Below are 13,000 nucleotides of genomic sequence, written 5' to 3' on the forward strand. Positions count from 1 at the left end.
TGGTGCGTCCGGGAAGCGGGACGACGGCACCGGCGGGGGTGGGGTCTTGGGCAACGGGGGCGCCGTGGGAGGGAGTTGCGGGTCGTCCCCGTGCGCGGGCGCGTGCGCCGGGCGGGGTGGGGCGGCCGGGGGCGGTGGCGTCGTGGGGCGCGGAGGGACACGTCGGGCTTCCGTGCTCATGCCTCCCCGTTTCCTCAGCCTGCGTGCGCGTCACTCTAACGGGCCTGCCCATGGACCGGCCCCATCAGTCCACGGGCTCAACCGATCTGCCCGGATCGTCCCTCTACCCTGCGGTAATCGGTTCTGGCAGGCTTCGGTCATGACACCGCGCGCCGCCGACCGGGCCCGCTTCGACCGGGCCACCGCACATCTCGACGCCCCTGTGGCGATCGTGGATCTGGACGCCTTCGACGCGAACGCCGACGATCTCGTACGCCGTGCCGCCGGGAAGCCGCTCCGGGTGGCGAGCAAGTCCGTGCGGTGCCGGGCCCTGCTGGAGCGGGTGCTCGCCCGGGACGGGTTCGCCGGGATCATGTCATTCACGCTGGCGGAGTCGGTCTGGCTGGCGCGGTCGGGGTTCGAGGACGTGCTCCTCGCGTATCCGTCCGCGGACCGGGCCGGTTTCGCCGAGCTGGCGCACGACCCCAAGCTGGCCGCCGCCGTGACCGTGATGATCGACGATCCGGCGCAGCTGCGGCTGATCGACGACGCCAGGGACGGGGGCCGCGAGGAGATCCGGGTCTGCCTGGAGCTCGACACGTCGTGGCAGCTCCTCGGCGGACGGGTCCGGATCGGCGCCCTGCGCTCCCCGCTGCGCACCCCGGGCCAACTCGCGGACCTGGCACGGGCGGTGGCGCGCAGGCCCGGGTTCCGGCTCGTGGGGATCATGGCGTACGAGGGTCATGTGGCCGGGGTCGGGGACGCGCTGGCGGGGCGTCCGGTGCGGTCGCGGGCGATCCGGCTGATGCAGGCCGCGGCGCGCAAGGAGCTGGCCGTGCGGCGCGGCGAGGTGGTGCGGGCGGTGCGCGCGGTGGCGCCGGACCTGGAGTTCGTGAACGGCGGCGGGACGGGGAGTGTGCAGCACACCGCCGCCGAGGACGCGGTCACGGAGATCGCGGCCGGGTCGGGCCTCTATGTGCCGCGGCTCTTCGACAACTACACGTCGTTCAGCGGCCGGCCGGCCGCGCTGTTCGCCCAGCCTGTGGTGCGCAGGCCCGGGGTCGGGGTCGTCACCGTGCTGGGCGGCGGGTATCCGGCGTCGGGCGCCGCGGGCGCGGACCGGCTGCCGGTGCCGTATCTGCCGGAGGGGCTGCGCTACGACGCGCAGGAGGGTCCGGGCGAGGTGCAGACGCCGCTGCTCGGCTCGGCCGCCGACGATCTGCTCCTCGGGGACAAGGTGTGGTTCCGGCACGCGAAGGCCGGTGAACTGTGCGAGCGGTTCGAGGTGTTGCACCTCGTGGAGGGCGACGCGGTGACGGCGGCCGTGCCGACGTATCGCGGCGAGGGCTACACGTTTCTGTAGACACCGCTAGTCGGTCGGGCCGACGCTGCTGCCCACTCCCCCGCCGCCGGCGGCGCCCACCGGGCGGATGCCCTTGACGATCGTGTCGAAGTCGGAGAGCGGCGGGGACGCGTCGCTCGCGTCGAGGGTGCAGCGCACGGCGACGAGGGACTGGGAGCCGACGCTGGACGGGAACACCACGGACTGCACGTAACCGCCGGGGCCCTCGGCCGTCGTGACCTTCCAGCGCACGAGGAAGCCCGCGCGCCCGGCGACCGCGACCTGCCGCGCGGCGACGACCTCGTGGGCTGTCATGCCGCCGAACGGCCGCTGCCCGACGGCGTTGGTGTCGTAGGCGAGGTCGGCGGCGTCGGAGACGTCCTTCGCGGCCAGGCCGCGCACGCTCGCGCCGGCCGCCACGCCGGTCACGGTGTGCGTGGCGACGGTGCCGTGGCGGCACAGGCCGTCGTCGTACGGGCAGGTGTAGGTGCGCGGTGTGGTCAGCAGGACGTCGTCGTCGGCGACGTTCTCCGCCTTCTGCCAGCCGTCGACGACGGGCAGCGTGATGCCGTTGAGCGGATCGGTGACGCGGGTGGCGTCCTCCGTCGGGGAGGGCGCCGCGCTGGTGGTGGGCGGCGCCGACGCCGAACCGGACCGTGCGGTGGGCCCGTTCCGCGCCTCGGTGCCGCCCGCGTCCCCGTCACCGGAGACGACCACGACGACACCGGCGACGATGGCCGCCACCAGCGCGATCCCCGTGGCGGCCACGGCGACGGCCCTGCCGCGGCCGCCGCCCGGCTTCCGGGGCGGCCGCGCGAGGGCCACCGGCACCGGTCTGTGGGCCCGGGTCCACGCGGTCCCGTCCCACCAGCGTTCGGTGGCCGGGGCCTGGGGGTCCGGGTACCAGCCGGGCGGCGGCGGCATGCTCATCCCGGCACTGTAGGCCGCTCCGGAGATCGGTAGCGCGTCAGTACACCGAGTCGACCTGATCCGGCACGACCGAACCGTCGTCCCTCAGCAGCGGTCCGAATCCGCCCCCGGGCAGGTTGTCGGCGGCCGTCGAGCACGGGTACGTGCCGGACTTGCGTGGCAGCGGCTCGATGAACATCGGGTTGGCGACCCAGCGTCCGTCGGCGTTGTCGTAGGCGCGGCACATGATCTCGTTCTTGTTCCGGTTGAGCACGAGATGGGCGCCCGTCGCGTCGCCGACGAACGTCACGTCGGTGTCGGCGTCGCCGCCACCGAGCGCGATGCGCTTGCCCCAACTCTGCTTCTTCCAGGCCGCCTTGCCCTTGATGTGGAAGATCTCCTGGTTGATCCAGCAGCGCTTGCCGTCGATGTACGGGATGGCCTCGCCCTGGCTCACGGGGACGCCGCCGCAGCCCTGGTTGTACGTGGTGATGCGGCCCTTGCGGTCCAGCTCGGAGCGGATCGCGATGGTGTGCTCGCGGTCGATGCCGACGCCCCGCGACCACACCTCGGTCACCGGCTCGGACCCGGCGGACACGATGTAGACGTCGAAGCCGGCCTTCTGGAGCGTCCGGATCAGATCGCGCTGCTGGTCGTAGTAGCGGACGTAGCCGGGGATGGTGTGCGTGCCCAGCTTCTGGGTGGCGCCGACAGGCGCGGCGAGGGCCTCCTTGCGGGCGGCGGCCGCGTACGACTCCAGCTCCGGGACGGTGCGCCCGGCGAACAGCTGCGGCACCCACGCGTACTGGGGCACGGTGCGGCGGTGGTTCCAGTCGCCCGCGAACGCGGCGGCGCCGCTCATGGTCTTGCCGGACTCACGGATGTTGAAGATCTCGTCCGTGCAGTCGGTGTCGGTGGAGGTGGGCAGCGGGGCACCCACGGGGACGTCCGTGCCGCAGGCCGCGGTGAGCGCCTCGTCGGCGTCGTCCGTCAGCCACTTGCTGGTCTTCTTCCAGCTCGCGGGGCGCAGGATCTTGTCGTGCTTGAGGGACCAGGCGATGGTCGCGTCGGTGACGTCGTTCTTGGAGACGGTGTTGTCCCAGTCGAAGGCGGCGACGGGGCGCGGGCCGCGGTGACCCGCGCAGCTGCCCCGTTCGTCGATCATGCGCTGGAGCTGGGCCCGGTTCTTCCCGTACCACTGCAGCTTCTTCGACAGCTGCGGGCAGGCGCGGGAAGCGGCGGGCGCGGGGGACGCGGACGTGGCGGCGGCCGCAGGGGAGACGAGAGCCGCGGCCACCAGGGTGGTGACCACGGCCGAAGTCCACGCGGCAACATGACTGTTACGCATGTGAGTGGACCGTACACGCACGAGCGGCGCCGCCACAGGGTTCCCACAGAGGTGTCTAGAGGGGTGTCACGTACGCGCCCGAGATCCCACCGTCCACAAGGAAGTCGGTGGCGTTCACGAAGGCGGCGTCGTCGCTGGCGAGGAAGGCGACGGCCCCCGCGATCTCCTCGGCCTCGGCGAACCGGCCCACCGGAATGTGTACGAGGCGCCGGGCGGCGCGCTCCGGGTCCTTCGCGAACAGTTCCCGCAGGAGCGGGGTGTTCACCGGGCCCGGGCACAGGGCGTTGACCCGGATCCCCTCGCGGGCGAACTGCACGCCCAGCTCGCGGGACATGGCGAGGACACCGCCCTTGGAGGCGGTGTACGAGATCTGCGACGTGGCCGCGCCCATCCGTGCCACGAACGACGCCGTGTTGATGATCGAGCCCTTGCCCTGGCGCCGCATGTACGGGATCGCCGCCTTGCAGCACAGGTACACGGAGGTCAGGTTGACGTCCTGGACGCGCTTCCAGGCCTCCAGGCCCGTGTCCAGGATGGAGTCGTCGTCCGGCGGTGAGATGCCCGCGTTGTTGAAGGCGATGTCGACGCTGCCGCAGGTGTCGTACGCGGTCTTGAAGAGCGCCTCGACCTGCTCGGCGTCGGTGACATCCACCTTCACGAACGTCCCGCCGACCGCCTCGGCCGCCTTCTTGCCGGCGGCCTCGTCGATGTCGCCGCACACGACGTGCGCGCCCTCGGAGGCGAGCCGGCGCGCGGTGGCGAGGCCGATGCCGCTGCCGGCGCCGGTGATGACGGCGGTGCGGCCGACGAGGCGGCGGCAGATGTTCTCTTCGGTCATAAGGGGCTCAGGCCTCCGTGCTGTCGGTGCTGTCGGTGCTGTCTGTGCTGTCCGTGCTGTCCGTGCTGATGAAGACGTTCTTGGTCTCGGTGAAGGCGGTCAGGGCGTCGGGGCCCAACTCGCGGCCCAGGCCCGACTGCTTGTAGCCGCCGAACGGGGTCCAATAGCGCACGGCGGAGTGCGAGTTGACGGACAGGTTCCCGGCGCGGACGGCCGCCGACACCCGTAGAGCGCGGCCCAGGTCCCGGGTCCAGACCGAACCCGCGAGACCGTACGGGGTGGCGTTCGCGAGGCGGATCGCGTCCTGCTCGTCGGTGAACGGCAGCAGCACCGCGACGGGCCCGAAGATCTCCTCCGTGGCCGCGGCGGAGTCGGCCGCCTCCCCCGTGAGAACGGTCGGCGGGAACCAGAATCCGGGTCCGGTGGGAACGCCGCCCCGGATGCCGACGGCGGTGTCCGGCACGAAGTCCCGTACACGGTCCAGCTGATGGCGGCTGATCAGCGGGCCCATCTGCGTCTTCTCGTCCAGCGGGTCGCCTACGACGACGGCGCCGAGCGCCTCCGTGAGAAGCGCCGCGCACTCCTCGTACACGGACTCCTGGACCAGGATGCGGGTGCGGGCACAGCAGTCCTGGCCGGAGTTGTCGAGGAACGAGAACGGGTCGAGGGCCTTCGGCAGGTCGGCGTCGGCGAAGACGATGCTGGGGCTCTTGCCGCCGAGTTCGAGGGTGACCGGCTTGACCCGGGCGGCGCAGCGCTCCATGATCTCGCGGCCGGTGCGCGTCGAGCCGGTGAAGACGATCTTCGCGATACCCGGGTGGTCGACCAGGGCGCGGCCCGCGACGCTCCCCTGGCCGGGCAGAACCTGGAAGAGTCCCTCGGGCAGGCCCGCTTCCAGGGCGAGTTCGGCGAGCCGCAGCGCCGTCAGCGGGGTCGTCTCGGCAGGCTTGAGGACGACGGCGTTGCCGGCCGCGAGCGCCGGGGCCGTGCCCCAGGCGGCGATCGGCATCGGGAAGTTCCAGGGGGCGATGACGCCGATGACGCCGAGCGGTTCGTGGAAGGTGACGTTGAAGCCGCCGGGGGCGGGGATCTGTGCCCCGTTGAGGCGTTCGGCGCCGCCGGCCGCGTAGAGCAGGAGGTCGCGTACGTTGCCCGCCTCCCAGCGCGCGTTGCCGATGAGGTGTCCGGCCTCGCGCACCTCCAACTGGGCCAATTCTTCGATGTGTTGGCCGACAGTGTCGGCGAAGCGGCGGAGCAGCCGGGCGCGGTCGGCGGGGGCGGCTGCCGCCCAGCCGCGCTGGGCGTGTGCGGCACGTACGACGGCGGCGTCGATGTCCTCGGCCGTGGCGGCGGGGACGGTCGCGACGACCTCTTCGGTCGCCGGGTTCAGTACCTCGAGTGACGGGAGCAACGGGTTGGTCCTCACATGCGTTCGAAGGAGCGGCGCAGCTCCCAGTCGGTCACCGCGGCGTCGAACGCGTCGAGTTCGACCCGCGCCATGTTGCGGTAGTGGGCGACGACCTCGTCCCCGAAGGCGGCCTTGGCGATGGCGCTGTTCTCCCACAGTTCGGCGGCTTCGCGCAGGCTGGTGGGGACCTGCTCGTAGCCGGCGTCGTAGGCGTTTCCCGTGCAGGCGTCGGGGAGTTCGAGCTTGTGCTCGACGCCGTACAGGCCCGCGGCGACGAGGCCCGCGACGGCCAGGTGCGGGTTGACGTCGCCGCCGGGGAGCCGGTTCTCGAAGCGCAGCGAGCGGCCGTGGCCGACGACGCGCAGGGCGCAGGTGCGGTTGTCGTGGCCCCAGGCGACGGCGGTCGGGGCGAAGGAGCCCGGCTGGAACCGCTTGTAGGAGTTGATGTGCGGGGCGTAGAGGAGGGAGAAGTCGCGGAGGGCGGCGAGCTGTCCGGCGAGGAAGTGGCGCATGGTCTCGGACATCCCGTCGGGCCCGGCCATCACGTTCGTGCCGTCCTTGCCGGTCAGCGAGAGGTGGATGTGGCAGGAGTTGCCCTCGCGCTCGTTGTACTTCGCCATGAAGGTGAGCGAGACGCCTTCCTGCGCGGCGATCTCCTTGGCGCCCGTCTTGTAGACGGCGTGCTGGTCGCAGGTGACGAGGGCCTCGTCGTAGCGGAAGACGATCTCGTGCTGTCCCGGGTTGCACTCGCCCTTGGCGGACTCGACGGTGAGGCCGGCCACGGCCATGTCGTTGCGGATCCGGCGCAGGAGGGGCTCGATGCGTCCGGTGCCGAGGACGGAGTAGTCGATGTTGTACTGATTGGCCGGGGTCAGGCCCCGGTAGTTCGCGTCCCAGGCCTGCTCGTAGGTGTCCTTGAAGACGATGAACTCCAGCTCGGTGCCGACCTGGGCGCTCAGCCCGCTGTCGGCGAGCCGGTCGAGCTGACGGCGCAGGATCTGCCGGGGCGCGGCGACGACGGGCGAGCCGTCCTCCCAGGCGAGGTCGGCGATCAGCATCGCCGTGCCCGCGTTCCACGGGACGCGGCGCAGGGTGGACAGGTCGGGGCGCATCGCGAAGTCGCCGTAGCCGCGGTCCCAGGAGGACATCGCGTACCCCTCGACGGTGTTCATCTCGGCGTCGACGGCGAGCAGGTAGTTGCAGCCCTCGGTGCCGTGCTCCAGTACCTCGTCGAGGAAGAACCTGGCGGCGAACCGCTTGCCCTGAAGCCGCCCTTGCATATCGGGGAAGGCCAGGACGACAGTGTCGATCTCGCCGCCCGCGACGAGAGCGTGCAGCTCCTCCACGGCGAGCGGGGGTGTGCGGTCTGCCACGGGAAAAACCTCCTTGGGGCCCGGGGGTCCCTTGGGTCGGCCGAGAGCCATAAGGTATTGCCGGGAACCTTTGGTTGGGAAGGGGGTTGGGCCAGATGTCGCACACGGACGCCGTCGGCGGCCTCGCGACGGTGCTGCGGCCCGTCCGGGCGGGCAACGGCTTCGAGGAGGCGCTGGAGCAGATCCTCCAGGTCGTCCGGCTCGGCCTCGTACCACAGGGCGAACGGCTCCCGTCGGAGCGGGAGTTGGCGGAGCGGCTCGGGATCAGCCGGGTCACCCTGCGGGAGGTCCTGAAGGTCCTGCAGGACCAGGGCCTGGTGGAGTCGCGGCGAGGCCGGTACGGCGGCACGTTCGTGCTGCCGCGCACCGGCGCGGCGGGCGAGGACGAGCTGCGGCGCCGCACCAAGGGCGTGGACGTCGAGGACGTGCTGCGCTTCCGGGAGGTGCTGGAGGCGGGCGCCGCCGGCCTGTGCGCGGCCCACGGGCTCGACGGCACCCGGGCCGCACGCCTGCGCACCGCCCTCGCCGGCACCCACGACGCACCGCTCGCCGACTACCGCCGCCAGGACACGCTCCTGCACCTCACCCTCGCCGAACTGTGCGGCTCCCCCTCCCTCGCCGCCCAGTACGCCGCGGTGCGCGCGACGGTGAACGATCTCCTCGACTGCATCCCGCTGCTCGTACGCAACCTGGAGCATTCGCAAGCCCAGCACACCGCCCTGGTGGAGGCGGTGCTGGACGGGGACGCGGACGGCGCGCGCGAAATGATGCGCGAGCACTGCGCCGGGACAGCGGCGTTGCTGCGCGGCTTCCTGACCTGACAAAGGTATGGGTCGATGCCATTGGCTCGGGTCCTCGGTGCCCGCATGCTGAACGTCACGGTGTCCGGCGCGACGATCTCGTACGCTCTGAGGCCGCGCGGAGCGCGACCGCACGACCGCACGACCGCACGACCGAGGCTGGGGAGCACGGCACCATGGTGAGCAGGCCGCTGATCGGCATCAGCACCTACCTGGAGAAGCAGGCCAGTTGGGGTGTGTGGGAGCTGCCCGCGGCGCTCCTGCCGGCCGGCTACCCCCGGCTCGTGCAGGACTCGGGCGGCCTCGCCGTGATGCTGCCGCCCGACGACCCGAAGCACGCGCCCTCGGTGGTGGCGCGGCTCGACGGGGTGATCGTCGCGGGCGGCCCGGACGTCGACCCCGTGCGGTACGGCGCCGAGCGCGACCCCCGTACGGGTCCGGCGGCGACGGAGCGGGACACCTGGGAGCTCGCCCTGATCCGGGCCGCGATGATGTCCGGCACACCGCTGCTCGGCATCTGCCGGGGCATGCAGCTGCTGAACGTGGCCCTCGGCGGCACGCTGACCCAGCACCTCGACGGCCACGTGAAGGAGGTCGGGACCTTCGGTCGCCACACCGTGACGCCGGTGCCCGGCACCCGGTACGGGGATCTGGTGCCGGAGGTGACGGACGTCCCGACCTACCACCATCAGGCCGTCGACCGGATGGGCAAGGGCCTGGTGGCCTCGGCGTACGCGGCGGACGGCACGGTCGAGGCCGTCGAACTGCTCGGCATGACCTGGGTCATGGGGGTGCAGTGGCACCCCGAGATGGGCGAGGACGCGCGGGTCACCGAAGGCCTGGTACGAGCCGCTGCCGCTCCGCACGGCTTCTGAGCCAGTCCAACGCGGCCTCGCCCTGGGCCCGTTGGAACGCCCGGAGCCCCGGCAGCCCCGGCGGGGCCGGGCGCGCGGCCTGGTCGAGGAAGAAGCCGGCCAGGGCGGCCAGCGTCCGCGTGACGCCCTCCGGGTCGGCGGCGCGGCCCAACGGGTGGCCGGTGAACAGGACTTCGGGATCGGGGCCGCCCTGGGCGCGGACGCACGGCAGCATGACGAGCAGGTCGAACCAGTCGGCGGCGCGCACCGCGTGCGGCCAGTCGACGAAGACCACGTCCCGCGCGGTGAGGAGTATGTTGTCGGCGCGCAGGTCGGCGTGGGCGAGAGTGTCGCCGTGGGCGAACTCGGCCCAGGGTGCGGCGAGTTCGGCCAGCGCGGGGGCGTTCCGGGTGGCCCATGCGCCGAGGCCCGCGCTCTCCACCCGCCCCTCCTCCATTAGTCGGCGCCAGCCGCCGAAGTTCTCGGCGAACGCGTCACCGACCCGGGCCGCCGGGAGCGGCGCGGGCGTGAGGGTGCGGGCGAGCCGCTCGACGGCATCGAGCACCCGACCCAACTCCGCCTCCACCCAGGGAACTTGCGGCTGAGCGCCGTCGACATCCTCGAAGGCCAGCGCCACCCAGGTACCGTCGTCGTACGTGGCGAGCAAGCGCGGCGCGGGCACGTCGGCGGGCAGCGCGGCGGCGTTCTTCGCCTCTGCACGGTGGAAGTGCGGGCTCACCGGGTTCACGTCGCCGCTGACTGCCTTGACGAAGGCGCGACGCCCATCGGCGAGGGCGACCCGAGCCGCGACCCCGGGCGAGAACCCCCCGACCTGCGTCCGGGCCGCCACGACCGGGGCCCCGAGCGCATCGGCGAGGGCCTGCTCGACGTGCCCGGGAAGAGCGTCCCAGGGCACGCGATCACCTCGGGCGGACGGTACTTGGCTCACCGGGGTCACTTTAAGCCCGTCCGCCGGAACCAGTTCAAGCCCCTGCGGCGATTGAGGAACGGGGTCCGGGGCGGAGCCCCGTGGCCTCAGCGCCGACGCCGCGCACAGGACCGGACCGGCGGCGCGCCGCAGAAAACTCAGGCCGACCGGGTCAACCCGAGCAAATCCCTGGCGGGCCCCACCGGCAGGTGCCCCGTCGGCCAGACCGCCCGGAGGTCCCGCGCAAGCCGCACCTCCTCCAGCGGAATGCGGACCAGCCGCCGAGCGGAAAGCTCCTCCCCCACAGCCAGCTCGCTCAGCACCGAGGGCCCCGCCCCGCTCACCGCGGCCGCCTTCACCGCCGTGGTCGAGGACAGCTCGATGAGGGGCCGGGCAAGCCCCCCGAGCGCCGCGTCGAGGACCTGCCGGGTACCGGACCCCTGTTCCCGGAGGATGAGCGGAGTCGCGGAGAGCTCCGCGGCCGTGAGCGGCCGGCGTCTGCGGGCCCACGGGTGGCTCGGCGCGGTCACCACGATCAGCCGGTCGTGGGCGATGACCGTCGAGTCGAGCCCCGCGGGGACCGAAAGACCCTCGACGAACCCCAGGTCCGCCTCGCCCGAGAGCAGCCGCCCGGCGACCGCGGCGGAGTTGCCGGCGAGCAGCGACACCGCGGTGTCGGGACGTGCCGCCCGCAACGCGATCAGCCAGCGCGGCAGCAGGTACTCGGCGATCGTCATGCTCGCCGCGACGCGCAGCCGCGAGTCCCGCCGGTCGCGCAGCGCCTGCGCCCCGGCGTCGAACTCCTCCGCCGCCTCCACGACGCGCCGCGCCCAGTCCGTGACCAGGGCGCCCGTCTCCGTGAGCCGGGAGCCGCGCGGCGAACGGTCGACGAGTGCGAGGCCGAGCTGCCGCTCCATGGAACGGATCCGGCTGCTCGCCGCGGGCTGGGTGATGCCGAGCTCGCGCGCGGCCCCGCCGAGGCTGCCGAGCCGTGCCACGGCGAGGAGCAGCTCCAGCGCGCCGAGGTCGGGGACGCGGTGCGCGAGCATGCCCGGCGGCTGATTCATGGGGTCCGTGGGCTCACTGCGCTCCTGGCTCATAAAGGAAGCTTATGTCCCCATAGTGGCAACGTCCCTGGTGGGGGCTCCGGCCGCGCGCGACGGTGGAGTCATGGTCACCGTCGCCCACCCCACCGCGCCCGCCGCGCCCGCCGCGTCCACCACGCGGGCCCGCGGTTTCCGCGCCGCCGCCGTCCGCCACCTCGGCCCCAACTGGTACGCGTCCGTGATGGGCACCGCGATCGTGGCGAACGCCGGCGCGACCCTGCCGGTGGGGTTCACCGGGCTGCGGACGGCCTGCACCCTGGTGTGGGCGCTGTCGTTCGCGGCGCTGCTGGTGCTCCTCGCGGCACGGGCCCTGCACTGGACGCACCACCGCGACCAGGCGCGGGCGCACCTCCTGGACCCCTCGGTGGCCCCCTTCTACGGCTGCCTGTCGATGGCGCTGCTCGCGGTCGGCGGCGGCACGATGCTGGTGGGCCGGGACTGGCTCGGACTCGGCGCGGCGGTCGCCGTCGACACGGTGCTGTTCGTCGCGGGCTCCCTGACCGGGCTCGCCGCGGCCGTCGTCATCCCGTATCTGATGATGGTCCGGCACCGGATCGAGCCCGGCCAGGCCTCCCCGGTGTGGCTGCTGCCCGTGGTGGCACCCATGGTGTCCGCCGCCGTCGGCCCGCTGCTCGTGCCGCATCTGCCGCCCGGGCCGTGGCAGCAGACGTTTCTCCTCGCCTGTTACGGCATGTTCGGCATCAGCCTGCTCGCGACCCTCGTCATGCTGCCGGTGATCTTCGCGCGCCTCGTCACTACGGGCCCGCTGCCGGTCGCGCTGACCCCGACCCTCTTCCTCGTGCTCGGCCCGCTGGGCCAGTCGACGACCGCCGCCAACAAGTTCGCCGACGTCGCGGGCGGTGTCCTGCCCGCCTCCTACGCCCACGGTTTCACGGCGTTCGCGGTGCTCTACGGCGTCCCGGTGCTGGGCTTCGCCCTGCTGTGGCTGGCGCTCGCCACCGCCTTGGTGGTGCGGGCCCGCCGCAGGGGCATGGGTTTCGCGATGACGTGGTGGGCGTTCACCTTCCCCGTCGGCACCTGTGTCACCGGCGCGGAGGGCCTGGGCAAGCACACGGGCCTGGCCGCGTTCGACGCTCTGGCCGTCACGCTGTACGTCGTCCTGGTCGCGGCCTGGGCGGTGGCCGCGGCGCACACGACGCGCGGCCTGCTCAACGGCCGCCTGCTCGTGGCGCCGACGCCCGCGCGCCTGAGCTAGGGCAGGTTCACGGCGCGGAGGGAGGCGCCGAGCACCTGCGCCGCCTCCCCCAACGACGGTCCGTACCAGGTGAGATGGCGCCCGCTGACCAGTGCCGCGGGGACCGCGAACGCCTCCGGGCCGTCGTCGGCGGTGAACCGGTACGGCTCATCGGGGAGCACCATCAGGTCCGCTCCGGCCGCCCGCAGTTCGTCGAGCGGGATGCGCGGGTAGCGCTCGGCGTGCTCCGCGTACACGTTGTCGACGCCGAGGCGGGCCAGCAGGTCGCCGGCGAAGGTGGCGCGGCCGAGCACCATCCACGGGCGGCGCCAGACGGGCACGACGGCCCGCGACCGGCGTTCCGGCGTGGGCTGTCCGGACCACGCCGCCTCTGCCTCGTCCAGCCAGCGGGGCCGCGAGGCCGCCCCGCACGCGCCCAGCACCCGGTCCAATTCCCGTAGCGCCTGCGGCAGTCGGCGGATCTCGGTGACCAGGACCTCGATCCTCGCGGCGCGCAGGGCGGCCAGGTCCGGCTCCCGGTTCTCCTCCTCGTTGGCGACGACCAGGTCCGGGCGCAGGGCCACGATCGCGGCCACGTCGGGGTTCTTGGTGCCGCCGATCCGCACCACGTCGAGCCCCTCGGGACGGCTGCACCAGTCGGTCGCGCCGACCAGCACGCCCGGCAGGGTCACCGCGACGGCCTCGGTGAGCGAGGGGACCAGGGAGACGACCCGCACGGC

12 protein-coding genes are annotated in these 13,000 nt (G+C 73.0%); 4 read left to right on the top strand and 8 right to left on the bottom strand.

The features are described from left to right. Window positions 1-319: 319 nt before the first annotated feature. Entirely contained in the window at window positions 320-1,522 is a 1,203-nt protein-coding gene (locus tag AB0J02_RS19530; protein ID WP_363194947.1) for an amino acid deaminase/aldolase, read from the top strand. 6 nt (window positions 1,523-1,528) lie between these two features. Here AB0J02_RS19530 and AB0J02_RS19535 read toward each other — a convergent pair whose 3' ends face one another. From AB0J02_RS19535 to AB0J02_RS19555, 5 genes are read right to left on the bottom strand one after another with little or no spacing between them, the layout of a single operon-like run. Further along, window positions 1,529-2,431, bottom strand: coding sequence for a DUF2510 domain-containing protein (locus AB0J02_RS19535; RefSeq protein WP_363194948.1), 903 nt, complete (start codon window positions 2,429-2,431; stop codon window positions 1,529-1,531). 37 nt (window positions 2,432-2,468) lie between these two features. Further along, a complete protein-coding gene (locus AB0J02_RS19540) occupies window positions 2,469-3,758 on the bottom strand; it encodes a haloacid dehalogenase-like hydrolase (protein WP_363194949.1) in 1,290 nt (429 codons plus the stop codon). A 55-nt stretch (window positions 3,759-3,813) separates the two neighbouring features. After that, entirely contained in the window at window positions 3,814-4,596 is a 783-nt protein-coding gene (locus AB0J02_RS19545) for a 3-oxoacyl-ACP reductase (RefSeq protein ID WP_363194950.1), read from the bottom strand. Between the two features lie 7 nt (window positions 4,597-4,603). Next, window positions 4,604-6,007 (bottom strand): aldehyde dehydrogenase family protein, encoded by a 1,404-nt coding sequence (locus tag AB0J02_RS19550; protein WP_363194951.1) that lies wholly within the window; start codon window positions 6,005-6,007, stop codon window positions 4,604-4,606. Window positions 6,008-6,018: 11 nt separating this feature from the next. Next, entirely contained in the window at window positions 6,019-7,377 is a 1,359-nt protein-coding gene (locus AB0J02_RS19555; protein ID WP_363194952.1) for a glutamine synthetase family protein, read from the bottom strand. 95 nt (window positions 7,378-7,472) lie between these two features. Here AB0J02_RS19555 and AB0J02_RS19560 point away from each other — a divergent pair, with 95 nt between their 5' ends. Beyond that, the gene (locus AB0J02_RS19560) at window positions 7,473-8,198 is read left to right on the top strand and encodes an FCD domain-containing protein (protein ID WP_363194953.1); all 726 of its coding nucleotides are present in this window, start codon (window positions 7,473-7,475) and stop codon (window positions 8,196-8,198) included. A 155-nt stretch (window positions 8,199-8,353) separates the two neighbouring features. Beyond that, window positions 8,354-9,052 carry a gamma-glutamyl-gamma-aminobutyrate hydrolase family protein gene (locus AB0J02_RS19565; protein ID WP_363194954.1) on the top strand — a complete coding sequence of 233 codons (699 nt, stop codon included), beginning with the start codon at window positions 8,354-8,356 and terminating at the stop codon, window positions 9,050-9,052. Here the strand turns inward: AB0J02_RS19565 and AB0J02_RS19570 are convergent. Then, window positions 9,006-9,947 carry an aminoglycoside phosphotransferase family protein gene (locus AB0J02_RS19570; RefSeq protein WP_363194955.1) on the bottom strand — a complete coding sequence of 314 codons (942 nt, stop codon included), beginning with the start codon at window positions 9,945-9,947 and terminating at the stop codon, window positions 9,006-9,008. The two genes, AB0J02_RS19565 and AB0J02_RS19570, sit on opposite strands and share 47 nt — an antisense overlap. Before the next feature lie 170 nt (window positions 9,948-10,117). After that, on the bottom strand, window positions 10,118-11,059 hold the full coding sequence (locus AB0J02_RS19575) for a LysR family transcriptional regulator (protein WP_363194956.1): 942 nt from the start codon (window positions 11,057-11,059) through the stop codon (window positions 10,118-10,120). A gap of 70 nt (window positions 11,060-11,129) precedes the next feature. Here AB0J02_RS19575 and AB0J02_RS19580 point away from each other — a divergent pair, with 70 nt between their 5' ends. Next, window positions 11,130-12,281 (top strand): TDT family transporter, encoded by a 1,152-nt coding sequence (locus AB0J02_RS19580; RefSeq protein WP_363194957.1) that lies wholly within the window; start codon window positions 11,130-11,132, stop codon window positions 12,279-12,281. Here the strand turns inward: AB0J02_RS19580 and AB0J02_RS19585 are convergent. After that, entirely contained in the window at window positions 12,278-12,997 is a 720-nt protein-coding gene (locus AB0J02_RS19585) for a helical backbone metal receptor (RefSeq protein WP_363194958.1), read from the bottom strand. The two genes, AB0J02_RS19580 and AB0J02_RS19585, sit on opposite strands and share 4 nt — an antisense overlap. Between the last annotated feature and the right edge of the window lie 3 nt (window positions 12,998-13,000).

The organism is Streptomyces sp. NPDC050264 (assembly GCF_040655895.1).
Taxonomy (GTDB): domain Bacteria; phylum Actinomycetota; class Actinomycetes; order Streptomycetales; family Streptomycetaceae; genus Streptomyces.

Excerpts from the sequence above, each read along its gene's own strand:
- AB0J02_RS19530 (WP_363194947.1), top strand. The coding sequence starts at position 320 with ATGACACCGCGCGCCGCCGACCGGGCCCGCTTCGACCGGGCCACCGCA.
- AB0J02_RS19535 (WP_363194948.1), bottom strand. The coding sequence starts at position 2,431 with ATGAGCATGCCGCCGCCGCCCGGCTGGTACCCGGACCCCCAGGCCCCG.
- AB0J02_RS19540 (WP_363194949.1), bottom strand. The coding sequence starts at position 3,758 with ATGCGTAACAGTCATGTTGCCGCGTGGACTTCGGCCGTGGTCACCACC.
- AB0J02_RS19545 (WP_363194950.1), bottom strand. The coding sequence starts at position 4,596 with ATGACCGAAGAGAACATCTGCCGCCGCCTCGTCGGCCGCACCGCCGTC.
- AB0J02_RS19560 (WP_363194953.1), top strand. The coding sequence starts at position 7,473 with ATGTCGCACACGGACGCCGTCGGCGGCCTCGCGACGGTGCTGCGGCCC.
- AB0J02_RS19565 (WP_363194954.1), top strand. The coding sequence starts at position 8,354 with ATGGTGAGCAGGCCGCTGATCGGCATCAGCACCTACCTGGAGAAGCAG.
- AB0J02_RS19575 (WP_363194956.1), bottom strand. The coding sequence starts at position 11,059 with ATGAGCCAGGAGCGCAGTGAGCCCACGGACCCCATGAATCAGCCGCCG.
- AB0J02_RS19580 (WP_363194957.1), top strand. The coding sequence starts at position 11,130 with ATGGTCACCGTCGCCCACCCCACCGCGCCCGCCGCGCCCGCCGCGTCC.